Origin of the sequence: Micromonospora sp. GCM10011542 (assembly GCF_042650685.1) — a bacterium.
Classification (GTDB): domain Bacteria; phylum Actinomycetota; class Actinomycetes; order Mycobacteriales; family Micromonosporaceae; genus Micromonospora.
Map to the genome: position 1 here is coordinate 1 of NZ_JBHSBO010000012.1, position 22,389 is coordinate 22,389.

At 72.0% G+C, this 22,389-nt stretch carries 18 protein-coding genes and 1 pseudogene; 7 read left to right on the plus strand and 12 right to left on the minus strand.

Features of this window, described 5'->3' with window-relative positions:
• From ACFOW4_RS03440 to ACFOW4_RS03450, 3 genes and pseudogenes are all read right to left on the minus strand, one after another.
• A pseudogene (locus ACFOW4_RS03440) lies at positions 1-653 on the minus strand (4Fe-4S ferredoxin); the annotation flags it as partial.
• On the minus strand, positions 653-3,919 hold the full coding sequence (fdh, locus tag ACFOW4_RS03445; protein WP_377524323.1) for a formate dehydrogenase: 3,267 nt from the start codon (positions 3,917-3,919) through the stop codon (positions 653-655). The pseudogene ACFOW4_RS03440 and the gene fdh, both read right to left, overlap by 1 nt.
• A 427-nt stretch (positions 3,920-4,346) precedes the next feature.
• The gene (locus tag ACFOW4_RS03450; protein WP_377524378.1) at positions 4,347-4,928 is read right to left on the minus strand and encodes a hypothetical protein; all 582 of its coding nucleotides are present in this window, start codon (positions 4,926-4,928) and stop codon (positions 4,347-4,349) included.
• A gap of 1,043 nt (positions 4,929-5,971) precedes the next feature.
• On the opposite strand from ACFOW4_RS03450, the gene ACFOW4_RS03455 reads away from it, so the two are divergent.
• Complete coding sequence (locus tag ACFOW4_RS03455) at positions 5,972-6,313, plus strand: hypothetical protein (RefSeq protein ID WP_377524325.1); 342 nt, start codon at positions 5,972-5,974, stop codon at positions 6,311-6,313.
• Complete coding sequence (locus ACFOW4_RS03460; RefSeq protein ID WP_377524326.1) at positions 6,277-6,969, plus strand: nucleotidyl transferase AbiEii/AbiGii toxin family protein; 693 nt, start codon at positions 6,277-6,279, stop codon at positions 6,967-6,969. Before ACFOW4_RS03455 ends, ACFOW4_RS03460 begins: the two co-directional genes overlap by 37 nt.
• 143 nt (positions 6,970-7,112) lie before the next feature.
• Here ACFOW4_RS03460 and ACFOW4_RS03465 read toward each other — a convergent pair whose 3' ends face one another.
• A complete protein-coding gene (locus tag ACFOW4_RS03465; RefSeq protein ID WP_377524328.1) occupies positions 7,113-8,015 on the minus strand; it encodes an SDR family oxidoreductase in 903 nt (300 codons plus the stop codon).
• 201 nt (positions 8,016-8,216) lie between these two features.
• On the opposite strand from ACFOW4_RS03465, the gene ACFOW4_RS03470 reads away from it, so the two are divergent.
• Positions 8,217-10,007 carry a bifunctional metallophosphatase/5'-nucleotidase gene (locus tag ACFOW4_RS03470; RefSeq protein ID WP_377524329.1) on the plus strand — a complete coding sequence of 597 codons (1,791 nt, stop codon included), beginning with the start codon at positions 8,217-8,219 and terminating at the stop codon, positions 10,005-10,007.
• Between the two features lie 57 nt (positions 10,008-10,064).
• Here ACFOW4_RS03470 and ACFOW4_RS03475 read toward each other — a convergent pair whose 3' ends face one another.
• Positions 10,065-10,244 (minus strand): hypothetical protein, encoded by a 180-nt coding sequence (locus ACFOW4_RS03475; RefSeq protein ID WP_377524331.1) that lies wholly within the window; start codon positions 10,242-10,244, stop codon positions 10,065-10,067.
• Positions 10,245-10,429: 185 nt separating this feature from the next.
• A complete protein-coding gene (locus tag ACFOW4_RS03480) occupies positions 10,430-11,590 on the minus strand; it encodes a geranylgeranyl reductase family protein (RefSeq protein ID WP_377524333.1) in 1,161 nt (386 codons plus the stop codon).
• Positions 11,591-11,744: 154 nt separating this feature from the next.
• Here ACFOW4_RS03480 and ACFOW4_RS03485 point away from each other — a divergent pair, with 154 nt between their 5' ends.
• Positions 11,745-11,981, plus strand: a complete 237-nt coding sequence (locus ACFOW4_RS03485; protein WP_377524336.1) for a hypothetical protein — start codon at positions 11,745-11,747, stop codon at positions 11,979-11,981.
• Positions 11,982-12,037: 56 nt separating this feature from the next.
• Positions 12,038-13,504, plus strand: coding sequence for an MFS transporter (locus ACFOW4_RS03490; protein WP_377524338.1), 1,467 nt, complete (start codon positions 12,038-12,040; stop codon positions 13,502-13,504).
• 115 nt (positions 13,505-13,619) lie between these two features.
• On the opposite strand, the gene ACFOW4_RS03495 is transcribed toward ACFOW4_RS03490, so the two are convergent.
• The 3 genes from ACFOW4_RS03495 to ACFOW4_RS03505 all read right to left on the minus strand — a co-directional run bounded on the left by ACFOW4_RS03495 (position 13,620) and on the right by ACFOW4_RS03505 (position 17,399).
• The gene (locus ACFOW4_RS03495) at positions 13,620-14,267 is read right to left on the minus strand and encodes a hypothetical protein (protein WP_377524341.1); all 648 of its coding nucleotides are present in this window, start codon (positions 14,265-14,267) and stop codon (positions 13,620-13,622) included.
• 13 nt (positions 14,268-14,280) lie between these two features.
• Positions 14,281-16,065, minus strand: coding sequence for a DUF4012 domain-containing protein (locus tag ACFOW4_RS03500; protein ID WP_377524343.1), 1,785 nt, complete (start codon positions 16,063-16,065; stop codon positions 14,281-14,283).
• An 83-nt stretch (positions 16,066-16,148) separates the two neighbouring features.
• On the minus strand, positions 16,149-17,399 hold the full coding sequence (locus tag ACFOW4_RS03505; RefSeq protein ID WP_377524346.1) for a glycosyltransferase family 4 protein: 1,251 nt from the start codon (positions 17,397-17,399) through the stop codon (positions 16,149-16,151).
• A 162-nt stretch (positions 17,400-17,561) separates the two neighbouring features.
• On the opposite strand from ACFOW4_RS03505, the gene ACFOW4_RS03510 reads away from it, so the two are divergent.
• Positions 17,562-18,116: a low molecular weight phosphatase family protein gene (locus tag ACFOW4_RS03510; RefSeq protein ID WP_377524347.1), complete on the plus strand. Its 555-nt coding sequence runs from the start codon at positions 17,562-17,564 to the stop codon at positions 18,114-18,116.
• Here ACFOW4_RS03510 and ACFOW4_RS03515 read toward each other — a convergent pair.
• On the minus strand, positions 18,097-19,572 hold the full coding sequence (locus ACFOW4_RS03515; RefSeq protein WP_377524349.1) for a polysaccharide biosynthesis tyrosine autokinase: 1,476 nt from the start codon (positions 19,570-19,572) through the stop codon (positions 18,097-18,099). The genes ACFOW4_RS03510 and ACFOW4_RS03515 overlap by 20 nt on opposite strands.
• A gap of 333 nt (positions 19,573-19,905) precedes the next feature.
• On the opposite strand from ACFOW4_RS03515, the gene nhaA reads away from it, so the two are divergent.
• On the plus strand, positions 19,906-21,258 hold the full coding sequence (nhaA, locus tag ACFOW4_RS03520; protein WP_377524351.1) for a Na+/H+ antiporter NhaA: 1,353 nt from the start codon (positions 19,906-19,908) through the stop codon (positions 21,256-21,258).
• Between the two features lie 45 nt (positions 21,259-21,303).
• On the opposite strand, the gene ACFOW4_RS03525 is transcribed toward nhaA, so the two are convergent.
• Together ACFOW4_RS03525 and ACFOW4_RS03530 are read right to left on the minus strand one after the other, a co-directional pair.
• Complete coding sequence (locus tag ACFOW4_RS03525; protein ID WP_377524352.1) at positions 21,304-21,501, minus strand: hypothetical protein; 198 nt, start codon at positions 21,499-21,501, stop codon at positions 21,304-21,306.
• A 137-nt stretch (positions 21,502-21,638) separates the two neighbouring features.
• Positions 21,639-22,226: a TMEM165/GDT1 family protein gene (locus tag ACFOW4_RS03530; protein ID WP_377524354.1), complete on the minus strand. Its 588-nt coding sequence runs from the start codon at positions 22,224-22,226 to the stop codon at positions 21,639-21,641.
• Between the last annotated feature and the right edge of the window lie 163 nt (positions 22,227-22,389).

Below are 22,389 nucleotides of genomic sequence, written 5' to 3' on the forward strand. Positions count from 1 at the left end.
ACGTCCAGGCAGGCGGCGTGGGTGCAGTGCTTGCACACGTCGGACATCATCAGCCAGCGGAAGTCGCTGCGCCCCTCGGCGCCGGTGCCCCGGCCAGGCGGCTGTGCACCCGGCATGCCGAGGAACTGCGCCCCGGACGCCGAGCCACCACCGCCCGGAGCGCCACCGCTCGGAGCGCCACCGCCCGCGGCACCATCGCCCCGGCCGGCCGTGACCGGCTCGCCGAGCACGTCGACCGCGCCGTCGGCTGCCATCCGGGCGGCCGCGGGCGGCGAACCGGGCGGCAGACCCGGGTCCGTACCGGTCGGATTGCCGGTGCCCGCGGCGACGGCCGCCGACGACGCGCTGACCGACCCGTCGGTCGGCGTGCCAGCGAACGGCGGGGTGCGGTGCCCGGCCGGGCGTGCCTGCTCGATGAAAGCCACGTGCCGCCACGAGTTCGCGGTCAGCGCCCCCGTGTTGTCGTAGGACATGCCGAGCAGGTCGAGGCCGGAGCCGGGCACCCCGTTCCACTCCTTGCAGGCCACCTCGCAAGCCTTGCAGCCGATGCAGACGCTGGTGTCGGTGAAGAACCCCATCCGGGGCGGCGCCGACGACCAGCCGGCGTCCGGCGCCGGGTCCAGCGGCCCGTACAGGCTGTTCGGGTCAGGAATCACCGGGGCCCCTTCCCGTCGCTGTCGGTCGTGACCGCCGGTGCCTGTCGCCCGGGGACGATGCCCGCTCGCCGCTGGTAGTCAGCCACCAGGTCGAGCAGCGCCGGCCCGGTCGGCCGGCGGCCGGGCCGGACGTCACAGGTGCCGACCTTGCTCTCCTGGATCAGCACGTTCGGGTCCAGGGTGATGCCGAACAGGTCGTTGGCCGAGTCACCGGTCACCAGGCCCTCGAATCCGAAGTGGTACGGCAGCCAGACCTGGTGGATCACGCGACCGTCCACCCGCAGCGGAGTAAGCCGGTCGGTGACGAGCACCTTCGCCTCGATGACCGCGCGCCCGCTGACCAGGTGCGCCCAGCCCAGATGCGCCAGCCCGGCCTCGGCGGCCAACTCCGGCGACACCTCCACGAACATCTCCGGCTGCAACTCGGCCAACGGCCGCACCGTCCGACTCATCCCGCCGGCCGTGTGGTGCTCGGTGAGCCGGCTGACCGTGAACACGTACGGGAAGACCTGGCTGTGCTCTTCCGGTGGACTCGGGTTCACCGAGTTCACCGGGTGGGTGTAGACCTTGCGGGTCGGGTTGGCCTGCTGCCGGTAAAGCGGATTACGCACCGGCGACTCGGCCGGCTCGTAGTGCGTGGGCAGGGGCCCGTCGAGCACCCCGCTCGGCGCGTACAGCCAGCCCTTGCCGTCACCCTGCATCACGAACGGGTCGTCGCCGGCGATCCCCTCGGTGCCCGACGCGCCGTGCGGCGGCCGGTACGACGGCGGCTTGTCCTTCTCGAAGTCCGGCACGTCGTAGCCGGTCCACTCGCCCTTGTCCGGGTCCCACCAGACGTAGCGCTTGCGCTCGCTCCACGGCCGACCGTCCGGGTCGGCGGAGGCGCGGTTGTAGAGGGTGCGCCGGTTCGCCGGCCACGCCCAACCCCACTCGGCGGCCACCCAGTCCTGCTCGTGGCGGGACTTGCGCCGCGCCGCCTGGTTCACCCCGTCGGCGTACACGCCGGTGTAGATCCAGCAGCCGATCGCGGTGGAACCGTCCCCCTGGGCCTCACCGAACGACGACAGCGGGCGACCCGTCGCCACCTCGTAGCCGTTGATCTCGCGCAGCACGTCCTCGGCGCTCGGCTCGGCGTGCGGGCCGTGCGTGGGGTAGTCCCAGGCCAGATCGAGCAGCGCGCGGTCACGCGGCAGCGTCGAGGCGGCCAGCTTCTCGCGCAGCTTGCGGCCCAGGTGGTAGAAGAACCACAGCTCGGAGCGGCAGTCACCCGGCGGGTCGACGGCCTTCTCGCGCCACTGCACCAGCCGCTGCGTCTGGGTGAAGGTGCCCTCCTTCTCCACATGCGACGCCGCCGGCAGGAAGAACACCTCGGTACGGCACTCCTCCGGCACGATCTCGCCGGTGGCCACCTCCGGGCCGTTCTTCCAGAACGTCGCACTCTCGATCATGAACAGGTCCCGGACGACCAGCCAGTCCAGGTTCGCCATGCCCAGGCGCTGCGCCCGCCCGTGCGCCGAGCCGACGGCCGGGTTCTGGCCCAGCAGGAAGTAGCCCTTGATCTTGCCGTCGATCATGTTCAGCACCTGCTGATACGTGCCGTGATCGCCCGTCATCCGCGGCATGTAGCCGTAGCAGAAGTCGTTCTCGGCGGTGGCCGCGTCCCCCCAGTACGCCTTGAGCAGGCTGGCCGCGAACGACCGCGCGTTGCCCCAGAAGCCCTTCTGCCCGGGGTGCCGGATGCTCTCCACCCACTCGTCGAAGGTGGGGTGGTCGGCGTGGTGCGGCATCGGCAGGTAACCGGGCAGCAGGTTGAACAACGTCGGAATGTCCGTCGAACCCTGGATGCTGGCGTGCCCGCGCAGCGCCAGCACCCCGCCACCCGGGCGGCCCATGTTACCCAGCAACAGTTGGATGATCGCCCCGGTCCGGATGTACTGCACACCCACGCTGTGCTGCGTCCAGCCCACCGAGTAGATCAGGCAACCGGTGCGCTCCCGGCCGGAATTCTCCGTCCACGCCCGGGCCAGCTCCAGGAACTTCTCCTGCGGAATGCCACAGACCCGTTCCACCATCTCCGGCGTGTAGCGAGCGAAGTGCCGCTTGAGGATCTGATAGACGCAGCGCGGATGCTGCAACGTCTCGTCGCGCAGGGTCTGCCCGGCCACCTGCGCGCCGTGCGACTCGTGGCGCAGCCCGGCGGCGCTGTCGCGCTCCTTGGCGGTGTGCCCACTGCCGGAGGTGTCCTCGTGCCCCTCGTACTGCCAGCTGTCCTGCACGTAGCTGCCGGTCTTCGCATCGAAGCCGGAGAAGAACCCGTCGCCCTCCTCGGTGTCGACGAACTGCTCACTGACGATCGTCGCCGCGTTGGTGTACGCCAGCACGTACTCCCGGAAGTCCAACTCGTTGTCCAGGATGTACCGCACCACCCCGCCCAGCAGAGCGATGTCGGTGCCCGCCCGGATCGGCAGGTACGTGTCAGCCAACGCACTGGTCCGCGTGAACCGCGGATCGACGTGGAACACCTTGGCGCCGCGCCGCTTCGCCTCCATCACCCACTGGAAGCCCACCGGATGGGCCTCGGCCATGTTCGAGCCCTGGATGACGATGACGTCAGCGTTGGCGACGTTCTGCTGGAAGTCCGTCGCACCACCGCGACCGAAGCTGGTCCCCAGACCGGGGACGGTGGCGGAGTGTCAAATACGGGCCTGGTTCTCGATCTGGAGCGCCCCCACCGCCGTGAACAGCTTCTTGATGAGGTAGTTCTCCTCGTTGTCCAGCGTCGCCCCACCCAGGCTGGAGATACCCAGCGTGCGGTTCAGCGGCCGGCCCTGCTCGTCGACGTCCTCCCAGGTCTGCTCACGCGCCGCGAGCACCCGGTCAGCGATCATGTCGACCGCCGTGTCGAGGTCCAGATCCTCCCACTGCGTCGAATATGGACGCCGGTAGCGGACCTTGGTCTCCCGCAGCGGGCTGGTCACCAGACTCTTGCTGGCCGCGCCCTTCGGGCAGAGCCGACCCCGGGAGATCGGGCTGTCCGGGTCGCCCTCGATCTGGCTGACCCGGCCGTCCTTGACGAACACCCGCTGCCCGCAACCCACCGCGCAGTACGGGCAAACCGAGCGGGCCATGCTGTCGGCGTCCTCGGTGCGGGCGGTCAACTCCGCCGACCGGGCCGACTGCGCCGCGGCACCCCGGCCGAGCGGATCGGTGCCGGTGAGCTGCCGGTAGACCGGCCAGCCCTCGATGAAGGTCCGCAGACCCACCCCGCGACACCTCCTCCCCGCGCCTGTGCCCGTGCGCGTCCGCCATCGCGGACCCCATGAAGATAAGCCAGCCGGCGCGCCACCGCGAGCCGAGGGGATCAATTCGCCGTACGCACAGCGCCGCCCCCGGCCCGGGTGGGTCGGGGGCGGCGCTGGGTGTCGGTGTGCAGGTCGCCTCTCGGCGAGTGGCGCGACGCGGCTCCAGCCAAACGGTATTCCGCGACGGCAATATTAGGTGAGGCCCGGGGACACTGAGTCACACCGACACTGTCCACAACCAGCCCCCACCCCACCTTGTTCCCCGCGAGCCTTTTCGGCGTTCACAATGCGGGCGGGTGTGGATGTGCCGCTGGCCGGCACCCCGGTGTTGGGGGTGCCGGCCAGCGAAACTGCCGTGCCGCCGTGCTGTGGTTTGTCAGTGCGTGTGTCAGTTCCAGTGCTTGGCGACGAGGTCGGCGGCCTGCTGCTCCCACTGGGCGTAGGCATCCGGGTAGGCCGAGACCTGCACGGTCTGCGCGGCGTCGGTCAGCGGCATGTCCTTCCAACCATCAACCTGACGCAGGCCCTTGAGGAAGGCGGTGGTGGAGTAGGCCGGGTCGGTGATCTGCTCCGGCGTGCCCCAACCCGAGCTCGGGCGCTGCTGGAACAGGCCCAGCGAGTCGTGGTCGTTGGCGTCGCCGAGGTGGCCCAGGTTCTCCAGCTTCGACTCCTGCAAACTGGTGGCAATCGAGATGACCGCGGCCCGCTCGGGCAGGCCGGCCTTCTTCGTCGCCGCGATGATCGCCTTGACATTGCCGATCTGCTCATCGTTCAGGTCGATGTGCGACTGCTTGCCCTGCACACCGTGCGGAATCAGCTTGCCCGCGTCGGACTTGTCGGCCTGCACCACCGCGACGGGCTTGGCATCCACGGGGGTGGTGGCGTGGGCGGCGACGGGGCCGGCGAAGACACCACCGGCGAAAGCGAGACCGGCAACGGACAGCATGCTCTTACGGATGATCGTGTTCATGGGGGTAGCTCCTTCGGGGGTAGGAAACACCATGGCCGGGGGAACGGCTCGTGGTGTCAGCACCTCGTCGGGCGCCTGCACAAGGGGGAAAGTCTTGGGGTTCGGCGGCTTCACGGGCGCAGGCTCGTGGCGCCGGGTGTGTAACGACCGTCGGACCGAGGTCATTCCGGGGCCGGGCCCATCCGCGAACACCCCGGTGAAGCGGGTGCTGGTGCGGTCGTTCGGGGATCTGTAACCACGGTCGGGCCGGGGTCATTCCGGGGGGCGGGCCCATCCGCGAACACCCGGTGGGGCGGGTGCTGGTGCGGTCGTTCGGGGATGTGTAACGGCCGGGCGGCGGCCGGCATTCCGGCCGGAGGGCCGGGTGCGGCGGGCCGGCTGGGGAGCCGGCGCGGTGCTGCGATCGTCAGGGTATGTAACGACGGCGGGCCGGCCCCGATTCCGCCACGGGGATGCCGCCGGTCACAGGTCAGACCACCCTAAATCCGACAACCGTCACCACACCGGCCGCGCCGCGAGGCGTCAGTCGGCCACGAACCGCATGATCCACTCAACATCGCCGATATCGGGGTATCCGCACGGCCCGGGACACGCCGACATCGCCGATACCGAGTGGATCACCCGAACTCCACGGGCCTGGGACGCCACAGCGACGGCTTTCCGCGCGTTCCGGGCGGCGCTCAGCCACCGACAGGGGTGGGGCCCGCCGTGCCCGGCGCAGGGATCAAGCCTGACCGCCCGGAGCCGGGCACGGCGGGCCCCACCCCACCCACGACGCAGCGCAACCCACCCGGAGCCAGGCCCCACCCCACCCACGACGCAACCACCCAGACCACACAACAGACCAACGCAACGCCCGCCACGCGCACCGAAACACGACAGCCCAACGGCGCACCGGCCACCCGGACCAAGGGCAGGTGGGCCCACGGCGCAGCGCAACCGCCCGAACCAAGCCCCGTCGCGGCCACCCGCACGGCAAGCCCGCACCATCGGCGACGAGCGGCCTGAGCGACAGCGGGACCGGCGGGCGTTACCCTGACAGCATGCAGGCCGTCTCCCCCATCGCGACCGGCGTGGCCTTCCCGGCCCGCCCGGGTCGCCCCGCGGTGGTGGCACGGACCCTCGCCGAGCTGGCCGGGCCCACCCGGGGGGTCGTCGAGCTGCCGGTACGGCTGATGTGGTGCGCCGAGCGCACCTTCGACCTCGCCGACCCCGACCAGTTGCTCTGGATGTACGAGAACGTGCTGCGCGAGACCTGCCGCGCCGAGGATCTGCGCGTCCTGATCAACGGGCGGACGTTGCGCCGGGTGTGGCGGTTGCTGAACCTGCCTCGCGGCGTACGGCAGGCATGGGAGAGCCGCCACCGCGGCCTGCGCACCGCGTGACCCCGACCCACCTGCACGAGTTCTACCGCGAGGTGGCCCGGGTCGCCCTGTCCGCCGCCGGCCCGCACCGGTTCGTGCTGGGAGGCGGGGTGGCCTGGGCGGCGCACGGCCTGGTGGCTCGGCCGACCGAGGACGTGGACCTCTTCGCGGACGTGGAGGGCGCCGCCGCGGCGGCCTCGACCGGGGTACGGGCCGCCCTGGAGCGGGCTGGTTTCACCGTCGCCGACGCCGACCCGGACAGCGACCTCGCCGACCTGTTCGACGGGTACGGGCGGGACATGAAGGACTTCGTGGTGAGCCGGGACGGGCGGCAGATCCGGCTCAGCCTGGCCCGGCTCGACCGGCACCGCAGCCCGGTGGTGATGGACCTCGGCCCGGTGATGGACGTCCGCGACCTGGTGGCCAACAAGATCGCGGCGCTGGTCAACCGGCGGGAGGTCCGTGACTACATCGACGTCGCGGCGGCGCTGGAGCACTACGGCGTCGCGGAGCTGCTGGACCTGGCCCGGCAGGTCGATCCCGCGCTGGACCCGGACGACGTGCGGGCTGCGGGACGCTACCTGGACCGCGTGCCCGACCAGCGCTTCACCCGCTACGGCCTGGGGTCCACCGACGTGGCCCTGGTCCGGCAACGGCTCGCCGCCTGGCCGCGCTGACCAGCCCGCCGCCCCACGCCGACCAGCGCCCGACCAGACCAGCGCCCCACCAGACGAGCATGATCAGCACCTCACCAGACCAGCACCTCACCACAGCGGCGGCGGGCCCGGGTGGTCGCAGCGGCACGACCACCGGGTGGGGCTCACTTGGTGGGCCGGCCGCCGGTGACGCCGAGGATCTCCCCGGTGACGTAGCTGGACTCCTGCGAGGCGAAGAAGACGTACGCCGGCGCCAGTTCGGCCGGCTGGCCGGGGCGGCCCTCCGGGGTGTCCTTGCCGAACTGCTCCACCTTCTCCTCGGGCATGGTCGCCGGGATCAGCGGCGTCCAGATCGGGCCCGGCGCCACGGCGTTCACCCGGATGCCCTGCTCGGCCAGGTCGGCCGCGAGCGCCTTGGTGAAGTTGGCGATGCCCGCCTTGGTGGTGGCGTAGTCCAGCAGTTGCGGCGACGGGTCGAACGCCTGGATCGACGAGGTGTTGATGATGGCCGACCCCTCGGCCAGGTGCGGGATCGCGGCCTTGCAGAGCCAGAACATGGCGTACAGGTTGGTCTTCAGGACCCGGTCGAACTGCTCGGTGCTGATCCCGAGGATGCCCTTGTCCTGCGACATCTGGTAGGCCGCGTTGTTGACCAGGATGTCGATCCCGCCCAGGTCGCTCAGTGCCCGTTCGATCAGCTGCCGGCAGTGGGCCTCGTCGGTGATGTCACCGCGTACCGCGACGCCACGGCGACCGGCCTCCTCGACCAACCGCACGGTTTCCCGGGCGTCGGCGTCCTCCTCCTCGCCGAGGTACGAGATCAGCACGTCGGCGCCCTCCCGGGCGAACGCGATCGCGACGGCCCGGCCGATCCCGGAGTCACCGCCGGTGATCACCGCGCGCTTGCCGTCGAGCTTGCCGCTGCCCCGGTACGACTCCTCGCCGTGGTCGGGCTTCGGGGTCATCTCCCCCGTCGACCCGGGCGGGGACTGCTGCTGGCCGGGCTGGCCGGACTGCTGGCCGTACTGGCTGGTCGGGTCCTGCTGGGTGTACTGGTCCTCACTCACCGCTGTCTCTCCTCGCACCTGCGGATCCCGGTCCTCGCGGATCCGGTCCCGGACCGCGGTACCCGGCGGTTGCGCTGGGAAACGGCACGGTCGGCGATGGCGTGGCCAGGAACACCGGGGTGCACGTGGCAGGAGTGACCGGCGGTCGTTATGGTGCGCGAGGCGCCCACGAGGCGCGTCCACCCCATGGAAGGGCATGTCATGACCTCTCCCTCCGGCCCGTCGCGTCGCCAGGTGCTCGCCGCCGCGGCCGCGGCGGCGACCGCCCCGCTGATCGCCGCCGCCCCCGCGCAGGCGGCCGGCGCGGCCCGGTCACGCACCTGGGACCTCACGCTCCTGGGCACGTCGGACACCCACGGCAACGTCTACAACTGGGACTACTACCGCGACGCCGAGTACGACGACAGCAAGCACAACGACGTCGGCGTCGCGAAGCTGGCCACCCTGATCAACCAGATCCGCGCCGAACGGCGCGGCAAGGCGACGCTGGTGCTCGACGCCGGCGACACCATCCAGGGCACGCCGCTGGCCACCTACTACGCCAAGCAGGAGCCGATCACCACCACCGGTGAGAAGCACCCGATGGCGCGGGCGATGAACGTCATCGACTACGACGCGGTGACCCTGGGCAACCACGAGTTCAACTACGGCCTGCCGCTGCTGGACCTGTGGATCCGCCAGCTCGGCTTCCCGGCGCTGGCCGCCAACGCGATCAACGCGAAGACCGGCAAGCCGGCCTTCCTGCCGTACGTCATCAAGAAGGTCTCCCTCGGCTTCGCCGCGCCGACCCTGCGGGTCGGCATCCTGGGCCTGACCAACCCCGGCGTGGCGATCTGGGACAAGGGCAACGTCGAGGGCCGGCTGCGCTTCGACGACATGGTCGCCACCGCGGCGAAGTACGTGCCGATCATGCGGGCCCGGGGCGCGGACATCGTGCTGATCTCGGCGCACGGCGGAGACAGCGGCACCTCCAGCTACGGCCCGGAGCTGCCGAACGAGAACCCGACCGCGCTGATCGCCCAGCAGGTGCCCGGCATCGACGCGATCCTCTTCGGCCACGCGCACAACGAGGTCGTCGAGAAGTTCGTGACCAACGAGCAGACCGGTGCTCAGGTGCTGCTCTCCGAGCCGTCCAAGTGGGGTCAGCGGCTCACCCGGATGGACTTCACCCTCGTCCGCGAGAACGGCCGGTGGACGATCACCAAGAAGGCCGCCACCATGCTGAACACCAACACGGTGGTGGAGGACCCGAAGGTGCTGGCCGCGGTGCGGGCCCAGCACCAGAAGACCGTGGCGTACGTCAACCAGGTCGTGGCGCAGGCCACCGTGGAGATGTCGGCCGTCGAGTCACGGTACAAGGACACCCCGATCCTGGACTTCATCAACCACGTCCAGGCGGAGACCGTCACGAAGGCGCTGGCCGGCACCCAGTACGCGAACCTGCCGGTGCTGTCCCAGGCCTCACCGTTCAGCCGTACCGCGGTCTTCCCCGCTGGTGACGTGAAGATCCGCGACGTGGCGGGGCTCTACGTCTTCGACAACACCCTCGAGGCGGTCGTGCTCAGCGGCGCCGAGGTGCGCGCGTACCTGGAGTACTCGGCGAAGTACTTCCGGACCCTCGCACCGGGCGCCCCGGTCGACCCGGAGCAGATCAGCGACCCGTCGGTGCCGGACTACAACTACGACGTGATCTCCGGCCTGGACTACGACATCGACATCGCCAAGCCGGTGGGCCAGCGGATCACCCGGCTGGTGCTGGCCGGCACCGACACCCCGGTGGCGGACGACGCGCAGTTCGTGGTGGCGGTGAACAACTACCGGCGCAGCGGCGGCGGCAACTTCCCCGGCATCGTGAAGACCCAGGTCTACAACCAGCAGCAGGAGATCCGCCAGCTGCTGATCGACTGGGCGCAGGCCAAGGGCGTCATCGACCCGGCCGACTTCTTCCAGCCGAACTGGCGCCTCGTGCGCGAGGGCGTGCCGGTGTTCTGACCGACCCGTACCGCGACGGGCCGTGGGTGGCGACACCCGCGGCCCGTTCCGCGTTTTTCAGGCGCCGTGGCGCAGGTCCCAGCCGAACGGGTCGTCGGCCGGTTCCGGGGTGTCCCGGCTCGGGTCGGTTTCGGTCAGCTCGACGCGCTCCTCCGGACGGACCGCGGGCGGCAACTCCCCGAACCGGACGTGTCGCAGGAACGCGTACTCGTCATCGGTGAACGGCTGCTCGGCCATCGCCACCTCCCCTGTCCCCCACCATTCTCCGGCGACGGGTCCATCCGGGACCAGTGGCTGTCCCGTCGACTTGCGGTCAGTGGCGCGGGTCACCGCGCGTAGAGCATCCTAGGATCCTGGGTGGACGGGAGGGCCGGCAGTGGCAGACGGGGACGGTCAGACCGGCGGTCGGGCGCGGCGGGTCGTCAGGAGGGCCGCGTCACCGCGGACCGCGCTCGCCGGGACGCCGGCAGCCGGTCCAGCAACGCCAGCGCCGCCCGGATCGGCGGGCGGTCCAGCATCTGGTCGAAGCTGGCCCGGCCCTGGCAGAACTGCACGAACATCCGCCACCCCGGCGGCGTGGCCAGCAGCGCGTGGCACGCCTCCGGGCGGCGAACGAACACGTCGAGCAGCCGGAAGCCGGCCCGCATCGACGGCACCAGCCGCTCGGCCACCGCCCGCTCGTACCCGGCCAGGTCGCCGTCGGCCACCGCCGCGCCGGCCAGCTCGCCGGAGCGCAGCGCGTAGCTGATGCCCTCCCGGGTCCACGGTTCCAGCAGTCCGGCCGCGTCGCCGGCCACCAGCACCCGGCCGCGCCGCAACGGCGAATCCTCCGTCCGGCAACGGGTCAGGTGACCGGAATCGTGCAGCGGCGGCAGACCGGTCAACCCCAGGCGGTCGACGAAGGCGCGCAGGTACTCCCGCGTCCCCTCCCCCGCGCCCCGGGCCGCGATCACGCCGACCGTGAGCCGGTCGCCCTTGGGAAAGACCCAGGCATACGAGCCGGGCAAAGCACCCCAGTCCAGCAGCAGCCGCCCCCGCCAACGCTCCTGCTCGGCCGGCGGTACCGGCACCTCCAGCTCCAGCCCCAGGTCCACCTGCCGGTGGCGGACGCCCACGTGCCGGGCGGTCACCCCGGAGGAACCGTCCGCGCCGATCACCGCCCGGGCCGTCACGGTCGTACCGTCCGCCAGCCGCAGGCGTACGACATCGGGGTCCTGCTCGATGGCGCGCACCGCGACCCGCTCGCGGACCTGGGCGCCCGCGGCCACCGCCGCCGCGCGCAGCCGGTCGTCGAAGTCCTCCCGCCGCACCATGGTCAGCACCGGACTGTCGTGCCGGCGGGTGAATTCCCGCCGCCCGTCCCGGGTGAACGTCACCCGGTGCACCCGGTCGTGCGCGGGCACCTCGATCCGGTCCCGCACGGCGGCCAGCGACGTGCCGATCAGGCCACCACCGCAGGTCTTGTAGCGCGGGTGCGCGGCCCGCTCGACGACCAGGGTGCGCACTCCCGCGCGGGCGGCGGCATGCGCCGCGGAGAGCCCGGCGGGGCCGGCGCCGACGACGACCAGGTCCCAGACGATCACGGATGCAGCCTAGGGCACCGGCGGCCGCCCAGCCCGGCGGTGGCAGTTCGAACGCGGTCGGTCGACCGCCCGATCGGGTGGGTATCTTCGGTCACGCAGGGGGTAACCGCGCAGCGCAGCCGCCGGCCACGGCGGACCAGCCGAGGAGGTCACCATGCAGCAGGTGCAACTGTCGGAGATCGAGGAACGGGTGTACGAGGCGGTCGCCTCCCTCGAAACGCGCGGCCAGGTGCCGTACCCCGACCTGATCGCCCAGGAGTCAGGGCTGACCGAGGAACAGGTACACGCCCCGCTGCACCTGCTCACCGAGAAGAACCTGCTGCACCGGGAGGACTCCCCGATGGCCGGCCTGGACTTCGGTCCCCGCTTCTGCGCCCGCCAGATGGCCTGACCCGCGAACGGACCCGTGGACGATTCGCCTCCCGAGGACCGGGGTAGCGGTCAGGAATGCATGATCGACCGTCAACGGGGGGCACCATGACCGCCGCAGAGCCGGCCCACGTCGACGCGGCGGAGAACCGGCGACGTTGGCAGGCCCTCGGCGTCGGCCTGGTGGCCGCCTTCATGACGCTGCTGGACGTGAGCATCGTCAACGTCGCGGTGCCGTCCATCGACCGTGCTCTGCACGCCTCCCCGAGCGACCTGCAGTGGGTGCTCTCCGGGTACGCGCTCACCTTCGGCCTGGTGCTCGTACCGGCCGGCCGCTTCGGCGACGCCCGCGGCCGGCGCAACGCGTTCGTCTTCGGCATCGCGCTGTTCACGCTGACCAGTGCCCTCGCCGGCCTCGCCACCAGTCCACAGTGGCTGGTCGTCGCCCGGCTGCTGCAGGGCGCAGCCGCCGGCGTGGTCAACCCCCAGGTGACCGGGGTCATCCAGCAGCTGTTCCGGGGGCCCGAACGGGCCCGGCCGTTCGGGCTGCTCGGCGCCACCATCGGCATCTCCACCGCCGTCGGGCCGCTGCTCGGCGGGATGCTCATCGCCATCGGCGGCGAGGAACACGGTTGGCGGTGGGTCTTCTTCGTCAACGTGCCGGTCGGCATCGTGGCGGTGATCCTCGGCTGGCGACTGCTGCCCGGTCGACCCGCGGGGGCGAGCCGGCATCGCTTCGACCCGGTGGGCGTGCTGCTGCTCGGCGTGGGCGTGGTGCTGGTCCTGCTGCCCCTGGTGCAGGAACAGCAGTGGCGTACGCCCTGGAAGTGGGCACTCATCCCGGCCGGCCTGGCGGTGCTGGCCGCCTTCGGGCTCTGGGAGCGCCGGTACGCCCGGCGCGGGGAACCCCTGTTCGACCTGCGGCTGTTCACCTTCCGGTCGTACACCCTGGGGTCGCTGATCGCGTTGATCTACTTCGGTGGCTTCACCGCCATCTTCTTCATCTTCACCCTCTACCTGCAGAACGGCCTGGGCTACAGTCCGCTCGTGGCCGGCCTGGCCATCACCCCGTTCGCCCTCGGCTCGGCGGCCGCATCCGCCCTCGGCGGCCGCATCGTCAACCGCTTCGGCCGCCCGCTGGTCGCCATCGGCCTGCTGGCCGTGGTCGTCGGGCTCGTCGCGACGGTGATCGCGCTGCACCTCGCGCCGCACGCGCCGGCACCCTGGGTCACCGCCGGACCGCTGCTGATCGCCGGCATCGGCAGCGGGCTCGTGATCGCCCCCAACCAGACCCTCACCCTCGCCCAGGTGCCGGTGCCCCAGTCCGGCAGCGGCGCCGGAATGCTCCAGACCGGTCAGCGCATCGGCACCGCCGCCGGCATCGCCGCCGTCGGTTCCCTCTTCTTCTCGTCGCTGGCCGACAGCCGGGGCAACTGGACCACCGCCTTCGAGCACTCGCTGCTGCTGGCCACCGGGATCATCGCGCTGGCCCTGGTGGCCGCGATGGTCGACATCCTGCGCAGTCGCAACCACGCCGAGCACTGACCCGGGTCCGCACCGGAGGGCGCGACGGGTGGGCGCGCGGATGGGCTGGCGCCCGTCGGAGTGATCCGACGGGCGCCAGCCACGGGAGCTCCGGGCCCTGCCCGGTGTGGTGCGGTCAGCTCGCGGCCCCGCCGAAGCGCTGGCGGCGACGCCAGGCCAGGGTCAGCAGCAGCATGATCGCGCCGGCGCCGACCAGGCCGCCGCCGAGCTTCATGGGCGTGCCGATGCTGTCACCGGTCACGGGGAGCGGAGGCTGCTTCTTGTCCAGCACCCGCAGCTGCGTGGTGGCGGTCCGGTTGGACTCCCGGCCGGTGGCGGTGAAGGTCAGCAGACCGGTCACCGACGGCTTGTACTTCTTGGTGAACCGCCCATGGGCGTCGGTGTAGGCCGTGAAGGACGACGGCGCACTCGCCCGGTAGGCCACCGGCGCCATGGCGACGGCGCTGCCGTCGCTGCGTGGGGCCGGTGCCTGGCCGGCAGCCGGCGCGCCCAGCGGGGTCACCGACACCACGATGTCGACGATCTCGTTCGGACCGAAGCCGGTGCCGGTGAGCACGACCGTCTCGCCGAGGTAGATGGTCGGCCGGTTGACGGTGAGCGACGGGGCCGTCCCTGCCGGGGGCTGGGGCGCGTACGGCGGTGGCTGGGGCGTGTCCGTGATCGTCGGCGACGGCTGCGGCTGCGGCGCCGCCCCCGCTGCGGTCGGCACGGCCACCACGGCCAGGCCGACCGTGAGCGCCATGATGATGCGGGATAGCCGCATGATTGGTTCCCTCCTACTGGTCACAGCTTGGTGCGGAATGAACTTGGGTGGTCCATGGAGTGGCCGTCGGCGTCAGCCACAGCTCGGCCTGCCCGGCGCCGGTCCTGGCGGTCAGGACCGTGACCTCCAACGCCCGCTCGGCGCCGGGGCCGACCTCGACGTTGACTGTGGCGACCTGGCGGCGGCGTTCGGTGCCACTGCCGAGCGCCGTCTCGGTGCCGTCGAGCCGAGCGTCGAGTACCGCTCCACCCGCCGGGCTGAAGACCGACACCAACGTGCGGACGGTGTACGGGTCACCCGCCAGGCCGAGGCCGAGGACCGACTCACTGAGCCCGGACTTCGGCGCCGTCGAGCGCAGGGTCACCCGCAGCCGGAGCTCGCGGCGACCGTCCGGGCGGCATTCGCCGACCGTCAGGCTCGCCGTCGGCCGCAGGTAGTAGCCGAGCTTCGCGCCGCTGCCGTCGTTGAGGAACACGCCGACGGTCGGCACGGTGTCCTGTTCCGGAAGCGTCCCGGCCATCCGGCTGTCGCCGAACGCCCGCTGTTCCTTCTGGTGGGCACTCCAGAACAATATCCGGCGTTCCGTGACGGCACGGTCGAATACGGACAACAAGGCCCTTGGGTTGACATTCTTCTTGAAAAAGGCGTCGAAGACCGCGGCGGCGGAGGCCGCGAAGAAGGCGTCCTGCTGCCTGAGGTCGAGGCGCTGGTAGGTGTCGCTGAGCAGCGTCTGGACCACCTTCTCGCTGGCCAGCGGCACGCCGCCGGGCACGAGCACCGGCCCGGTCGCCTTCAGCAGGTACGACAGCACGACCGGGTCGACCGCGAGCACGCCGTCGACCGTGGTGCCGGTCTTACGACGGAACATCTCCCGGTAGAGCGCGGCGGCCGTCGGGAAGTGCGGGCTCAGGTTGACGTCGGCGGGGTACACGCCCGGCAGGTCGGTCCAGAGGGCCCGGATCTCCGGGGGCAGCTTCAGCGCCGGAGCGAAGCGACCGAGCGAGGCGCTGGTGCCCTGCTCACTCATCCGAACCCGGCCGCCGTCGGCCTCGATCAGCGCGTACGCGCCGAACATGCCGCCGGTGGCGCGCAACTCGGCGAGGTTCTGTGAGACCAGCAGGTACCGCCGCGAGCCGCCCGCACCGAGCAGCGGCGGCAGCAGCCGAGCACCCTGGTCGGCCGCCCTGGTGAGGCCGGCCAGCCGGTCGATCTCGCCGCGCAGGTCGGTCAGGGCCTTGCGGATCTGGCTGACCAGGCTGTCAGCCGGCACCGCTGCCAGGTCCCGCCGGGTGCGCTGCACCGCCGCGTCGACCTGAGACAACTCCGCCGAGACGCTCGTGAGCCGGGCCAGATCCAGCTGCCCCCCGGTGGGCACCAGGCTGGTCAGGTCCGTGCGCAGCAGGGTGGGGAACGCCTGCCGGGCCAGGTCGTCGATCGCCACGGCGATCTGCCGCACCGCGGCGAGGTCGTCGCCGGCGAGCGGGGTGTGCCGGCCGAGCCGCCAGCCCGGGTCGGCGGTCGCCGCCCGGGCCGCCCCGGCCTGCTGTTGTAGTGCGGCGAGCGTCCGCTGGGCGCGGTCGGCGTCCCCGCCGACCACCTGCGCGCTGAGCTCGCGGGCCAGCCCAGCGGCGTTGAGCAGGTGCGCGCGCGCCTGCCAGCCGCGGAAGCCGATCCAGCCGCCCATCGCCAGCAGCAGCGAGCCGACCACCAGGCCGGCGAGGAGGGCGCGTCGCAGGCGTGCCCTGCGGCGAAGCCGGGACCGACTGCGCCGCCGGCGGGGTCGTTCGCTTTCCGTCACACCACACCCCCGTATTGCGGAACCGGACAGAAGGCCCGATATCTCCTGTCAGTTCTTAGCATGTCCGGGGGGTTCTCGTACCGTTACGGTATTTCTCGTCCCTTACGCGAGGTTGCTTCGGAGTCGGGAGCCGCCGGGGATCGGCCAGCGGCCTCGTAGAGCAGCCGCTCGATCCGGTCCACCCCCGCCGGCTGGGACATCTCTCGCAGGTACGCCTCGCGGCCGCGCCGACCCATCTCGGCGCGGGTCGCCGGTGGGATGGTGGCGGCCAGCCAGAACCGGTCGGCCAGCGTGGCCCAGTCCTCCGGCGGGCAGGAGAGCCCGGCCCGGGCCCGCTCGACCAGCTCGGCGGTGTCCCCACCGGCCGACGCCACCACCGGCGCGGCGCAGGAGAGAGCGGCCTGCACCTTGGCCGGCACCATGCCCCGCAGCTCGGGCAGGTCACGCAGCATGACCAGCTGGTAGTCGGCGGCGGCGTAGAGCTCCGGCATGTCCACCGGAGACCGCCGGTCGACGAAGCGGACGTTCTCCGCGCGCAACACGGCGGCGAGCCCCCGCACCCGCCGCTCGTCCGCGCCCGAGCCGACCAGAACCAGGTCCATCGTCCGGTCCAGCGCCGCCGCCGCCCGTACCGCTGTCTCCAGCCCCTGCCGGGCGCCGATCGTGCCGGCGTACATCACCACGCACCGGTCGTCGCGACGGATGAGCTGCCGGGCCGCCCGGGTGGGCCGCGCCGGATGGAAGATCCGCTCGTCGGTCCAGTTCAGCACCAACCGGACCCGGTCCGGGTCCGCGCCGGCGGCGACCACCAGGTCCCGCATCGACGGCGCCGCGACCGCGATCCGCGCCGCCGCCCGGTAGATCCGGGTCATCGCCGCGCCCATCCGCACCGCCCACCGTCCCTCGGCGCCGTCGTGGGACCAGACGTCCTGCACGTGCAGCACGGCGGGCACCCGGCCGAGCAGCCGGAGCACGCCGGCCGCGGCGAAGGTGGTGGCGGGCAGTTGGAAGACGTAGAGCGCGTCGACGTCGGCGAGGAAGCGCCGGGCGGCCACCGTGGCGCTGCCCGCGAACGAGAGATAGCCGGCCATCCGGGCCCGGGTGGACGCGTCGCCGCCGGAGTACCGGGGCACCCGGCGCACGGTCAGCCGTTCACTGTGCGTCTCGTGGTGCCAGCGCTGCCGCCAGCCCGGGTACACCTGCCCGCCGGGGTAGTCCGGGAAGCCGGTCAGCACCCGGACCTCGTGCCCGCGGGCGGCGAGTTCCTCGGCGAGGCTGCCCGGGATGAAGGCCGGCTCCGGCGGAAAGTGGTACGTCAGGATGCCGATCCTCACCGGGCCACCGCCGTCTCGACCACGCCGGACGGCGCGGCACCGCGCCCCCCGGGCACTCGGCCCGCGTACGATGCCGACAACCCCTCCACGCCCGGTCGACCGCGCCGGTGCGCCGCCATCGCGGTGCGCCCGCCGGCGGCCGTACCGACGAGAGGGGTCCCGATGGCCGACCGCGTGCTGTTCGTCTGCCACGCCAACCTGTGCCGGTCACCGATGGCCGAGTTCCTGGCCCGCCGGCTGCTGGCCGACCGCCCGGTCGCCGTCGCCAGCGCGGGCACCGACGCGATGGACGGCCTGCCGATGCACCCGTACGCCGCCGAGATCGCGGCCGAGACCGGCGCGGACCCCACCGCCTTCCGCAGCCGTGAGCTGAGCCCGGAACACCTCACCGGCGCGACCCTGGTGCTCACCGCGACCCGGCGCCAGCGGTCGGTCTGCACCGCGCTGGCACCGGGCGTGCTGCACCGGATCTTCACCCTGCGCCAGTTCGGCCGGCTGGCCGCCGCGGTGGAGCCGCCCACCGAACCGGCCGACGACTCGCTGCAGGCCGCCATCGAGGCCGCCGCCCGAGCCCGGGGGCGGCTGCAACCCGCCACCCCGGACGCGGACGACCTGCGGGACCCGATCGGCGGCACCCCGGCCGACTTCCGCCGCTGCGCCGACGAGATCGAGCGGTCGATGCGACCCCTCGCCGCGCTCATCGGGGCAGCCGGGTGAGTTCCTGGGTGCGGTCGCTCACGCCGTTGACCCCGGTGCTGTCGGCGTGCCGGGCGGTCGTGGCCCGGTCGGAGGCGGCCCGTTCGGTGGGCACCGAGGGCGTACCCGTCGAGGTGACGACCCGGTAGGCCTCGTACTGGTACGCCTCCGCCTTGGCCACCTTGGCCATGTTGAGCACACAGCCGAGCAGCCGGACCGAGACCGAGTGCAGCGAGCGGGCCGCCGCGGCCACCTGGGTCCGCGACGTGCGGCCCTGCTGCGTCACCAGCAGCGCACCGTCGGCCTGGACGGCCACCACCACACCGTCGGTCACCGCGAGCAGCGGCGCGGTGTCGATGATCACGATGTCCGCGGACTCGCGGAGCGCGAGCAGCAGATCCGCCATCGCCTTTGAGCCCAGCAGTTCGCTCGGGTTCGGCGGCGCGGAGCCGCTGGGCAGCACCAGCAGGGACTTGTCCCCCCAGCGCTGGACCACGTCGCCGACCTCGACGTCGCCGACCAGCACGTCGGTGAGGCCGACGCCGGCGTCCAGGCCGAGGTACTCGTCGACCTTCGGGCGGCGCAGGTCGGCGTCGACCAGCAGCACCCGCCAGCCCGCCTCGGCCAGCGCGATCGCCAGGTTGCAGGAGAGCGTGGTCTTTCCCTCGCCCTGCAACGCGCTGGTCACGGCGATGACCCGGGCTGGCTCGTGCACGTCCACGAAGCGCAGGTTGGTACGCAGCTTGCGGACGGCCTCAGCGCGTGCGGAGGTCGCGGCCTCCCCGACGATCAGCGGCGCCGACCGGGCGTTGCTCTCGAACGGGATCTCGCCGAGCAGGGGGCTGCCGGTGGCCCGTTGCAGGCCGGCGGCGTCGCGCAGCCGGACGTCGGCCACCCCACGCAGGATCGCCAGGCCGACACCGAGCACCAGCCCGAGCAACCCGCCCAGCGTGAAGTTGCGCACCGGTTGCGGGGAGACCGGGCTGGCGCTGACCCGCGGGCCGCTGACCACCTCGATCTTGATCGGTGCCTTGCCCTCGGGTGGCGTCTCGATCTTCTGTACGAGTTCGACGAACTTCGCGGCCAGGGTCTCGGTCACCTTGAGCGCCCGGGTCTGGTCGGTGTCGGTGACCGAGGCGCGCAGCAGCACGGTGCCGGCCTCGGTGGAGGTGGTCACCCGCCGCTGCACGTCGTCGGCGGTGAGCCCGACCGAATTCTCGGCCACCACGCTCTGTGCCAGCCGGTCGCTGCTGAGCAGGTCGGCGTACGACTTGACGCGCTGCTGGAGGAAGAGCCCACCCTGGTAGGCATCGGCGATGCCCTGGTTCGGGGTGGTGACGAAGAAGGTCACCGAGGCGACGTAGCGGGGTTGGGCCCGGACCGTGACGAGGGCGGTGACACCCAGGGCCACCATCACCGTGACCAGGACGACCCACCAGTGCCGACGCACGTGGCGGAGTTGGCGGAGCAGGTCCATCAGGCGCGCCTCCGTGCCGGTCCGGTTACGCCAAAGAACTTCACGAAAACCCCCAAGGTCGTCTGCAAACTCGTGAAACCATTAAAGCCGCTCATACGGCTTATGTCCGGAGTTATGTATTTTCAACGGCGCCGTATGTGTCCGAATGACCAACCCGGGAAGTGGTGATTCGGCAGCGGCGACAACGGGGAAAATCCGGGCCGATCGGACGGCGACTCCAGCGGCGGCCGGGACCGGCGGGCCGGCCGGGTAGGGTGGGCGGCGGTGTGCCGGGAAGTCTGGTCGGCGAATGGATCCCTGCCGTCCCGCCGACACCCGAGGTGAACCCCCCGCATGGCCGACCCGAAGCCGCCGACCAACCGTTCCCGGTCGGTCGGCCGACTCTTCTCACGCTCCTCCTGGCCGGAAGCCCGACACCTGGCCGAGGTGCTCCGCACCGAGACGGTCGGCGGCGCCCTGCTCCTGCTGGGTGCCGTGCTCGCGCTGGTCTGGGCCAACTCCCCCTGGGGAGACTCCTACACCCGGATCGGACGCTGGGTGCCGTGGCCCGGCGGCGCCGCCTGGCACCTCGACCTGAGCCTGGCCGCCTGGGCCGCGGACGGGCTGCTGGCCATCTTCTTCTTCGTGGTGGGGCTGGAACTCAAACGGGAGTTCATCGACGGCGAACTGCGCGACCCCCGGCGCGCGGCGCTGCCGGTGGTGGCGGCCCTCGGCGGGATGCTGCTGCCGGCGCTGCTCTACCTCACGGTCGTCCTGGCCGCCGGCGGTGCGGGGCTCCGCGGCTGGGCCATCCCCACCGCCACCGACATCGCCTTCGCGCTGGCCGTGCTCGCGGTGGTCAGCTCGCACCTGCCGCAGGGGCTGCGCGCCTTCCTGCTCACCCTCGCCGTGGTCGACGACCTGTTCGCGATCACCATCATCGCGGTCTTCTACACCGCCGACTTCCACCCGCTGCCGCTGCTCGGCGCGCTGGTGCCGATCGGTCTCTTCGCACTGCTGGTCCAGCGGCGTCGTACCTGGTGGTGGGCGCTCATCCCGCTCGCCGTCGCGGCCTGGACCCTGGTACACGCCTCCGGCGTGCACGCCACGGTGGCCGGCGTGCTGCTCGGCTTCGCCGTGCCGGTGCTCGCCCGCCACCGTGGCACCCCGGCCAGCGGCGGCGCGGGTGCCGGCGGACGGGGACTGGCCGAGCACCTGGAACACCGCTGGCGGCCGGTGTCGGCCGGTTTCGCGGTGCCGATCTTCGCTTTCTTCGCCGCGGGCGTGTCGCTGCGCGGCACCGATTTGGGCGTGCTGCTGGCCGACCCGGTGGTGATCGGCGTGGCCGCCGGCCTGGTGCTCGGCAAGAGCATCGGGATCTTCGGGTCCACGTACCTGCTCGCCCGGTTCACGCGGGCGGAACTGGACGAGGACATCAGTTGGGCCGACCTGCTCGGGCTGGCGCTGCTGGCCGGCGTGGGGTTCACCGTCTCGCTGCTCATCGGGGAACTGGCGTTCGGCCCGGGCAGCGTGCTCGACGAGCGGGTGAAGACCGCCGTGCTGACCGGCTCACTGGTCTCCGCCGGCCTGGCCGCCGTCGTGCTGGCCCGGCGCAACGCGGTGTACCGGCGGGTGGCCGAGCGGGAGCGCCTCGACGCCGACAACGACGGGGTGCCGGACGTCTACCAGCGGCCGACGGACGGTTGAGCCGAGCGTGCCGGGCGGCGCCGCGATGGCGCCGCCCGGGTGCGCTCAGCGGCGGCGCTCGGCCGGCCGGTGCTCCTCGGTCTCCTCGGTCAGCGCCTCGGCCGCCGGCTCGGTCAGGTCGTCGCCGGGGACCGCCACCGCCTCGGCGAGGTCCCGCTCGTCGGGCTTCCCGCCCTTCTGGGGCTCGGGCGCGGTGGCGCCGCCGGCGAAGCCGTACTCGTTGGGTTCGTCGTGCCTGCTCATGTGGTTATCCTCCCGCTTTCGGCGGCTTCGCCTCCTACCGCCAACGGTAGGTGGTGATCGTCGGCGGCGCAGCGCGGCGCGGATTGTCGCCCCCGCCCCGGCGGCGCGGCGGTCACCGGCGCCGCCGGGGCGGCCGGTCAGGTCAGCTGCGAGACGGCCTCCAGGATCAGCCACAGGCCGCAGATGGCGAAGAGCACCGCGGCGCCGTACTTGATGGCCTTCTCCGGCAGCCGGCGGCCGAGCAGCCGGCCGACCAGGATGGCGAGCGCGTCCGCGGCCACCATGCCGATCGTGGAGCCGAGCCAGGTGCCGAACCAGCCGTACTTGGTGGCCAGCGTGATCGTGGCCAGCATGGTCTTGTCGCCCAGCTCCGCCAGGAAGAACGCCACCGACACGGCCACGATCGCCGACTTGCTGGTCTTCTCCGCCTTGCGCTTCTCCTCCTCGGTGAGGGTGTCACCGCGCAGGGTCCACGCACCGAAAGCGAGGAACGCCAGGCCGGCCACCAGCGAGATCCACTCGGTGGGCAGCACGGCGCCGAGACTCGAACCGATCGCCACCGACGCCAGGTGCACCACCGCCGTGGCGACGGTGATGCCGATCAACACCGGCAACGGCCGGAACCGCGTGGCGAAGGTCAACGCCATCAGCTGGCTCTTGTCCCCCAGCTCCGCGACGAAGATGACGCCGAAGCTGATCGCCAGCGCGGCGAGAAATCCCTCCATGACACCCTTCCCGTTCAAGCCGGGAGGAGGTACAGGGGCGCCCTCGACCCGGCTGCGACAGCCTGAGTCGAAGGTCTCGCCCGCCCCGGGAACCGGGGCCGCGTGGCCGGGCGCGGAACGCACCAGTATGTCGACCACGACATTGGGGGCTACTCCCCTTCGC

What these genes read in the sequence shown, in the direction of transcription:
- ACFOW4_RS03450 (WP_377524378.1), bottom strand. Translation starts at nt 4,928, where the DNA reads ATGAACACGATCATCCGTAAGAGCATGCTGTCCGTTGCCGGTCTCGCT.
- ACFOW4_RS03455 (WP_377524325.1), top strand. Translation starts at nt 5,972, where the DNA reads ATGCAGGCCGTCTCCCCCATCGCGACCGGCGTGGCCTTCCCGGCCCGC.
- ACFOW4_RS03460 (WP_377524326.1), top strand. Translation starts at nt 6,277, where the DNA reads ATGGGAGAGCCGCCACCGCGGCCTGCGCACCGCGTGACCCCGACCCAC.
- ACFOW4_RS03470 (WP_377524329.1), top strand. Translation starts at nt 8,217, where the DNA reads ATGACCTCTCCCTCCGGCCCGTCGCGTCGCCAGGTGCTCGCCGCCGCG.
- ACFOW4_RS03475 (WP_377524331.1), bottom strand. Translation starts at nt 10,244, where the DNA reads ATGGCCGAGCAGCCGTTCACCGATGACGAGTACGCGTTCCTGCGACAC.
- ACFOW4_RS03485 (WP_377524336.1), top strand. Translation starts at nt 11,745, where the DNA reads ATGCAGCAGGTGCAACTGTCGGAGATCGAGGAACGGGTGTACGAGGCG.
- ACFOW4_RS03490 (WP_377524338.1), top strand. Translation starts at nt 12,038, where the DNA reads ATGCATGATCGACCGTCAACGGGGGGCACCATGACCGCCGCAGAGCCG.
- ACFOW4_RS03495 (WP_377524341.1), bottom strand. Translation starts at nt 14,267, where the DNA reads ATGCGGCTATCCCGCATCATCATGGCGCTCACGGTCGGCCTGGCCGTG.
- ACFOW4_RS03510 (WP_377524347.1), top strand. Translation starts at nt 17,562, where the DNA reads ATGGCCGACCGCGTGCTGTTCGTCTGCCACGCCAACCTGTGCCGGTCA.
- ACFOW4_RS03515 (WP_377524349.1), bottom strand. Translation starts at nt 19,572, where the DNA reads ATGGACCTGCTCCGCCAACTCCGCCACGTGCGTCGGCACTGGTGGGTC.
- nhaA (WP_377524351.1), top strand. Translation starts at nt 19,906, where the DNA reads ATGGCCGACCCGAAGCCGCCGACCAACCGTTCCCGGTCGGTCGGCCGA.
- ACFOW4_RS03525 (WP_377524352.1), bottom strand. Translation starts at nt 21,501, where the DNA reads ATGAGCAGGCACGACGAACCCAACGAGTACGGCTTCGCCGGCGGCGCC.
- ACFOW4_RS03530 (WP_377524354.1), bottom strand. Translation starts at nt 22,226, where the DNA reads ATGGAGGGATTTCTCGCCGCGCTGGCGATCAGCTTCGGCGTCATCTTC.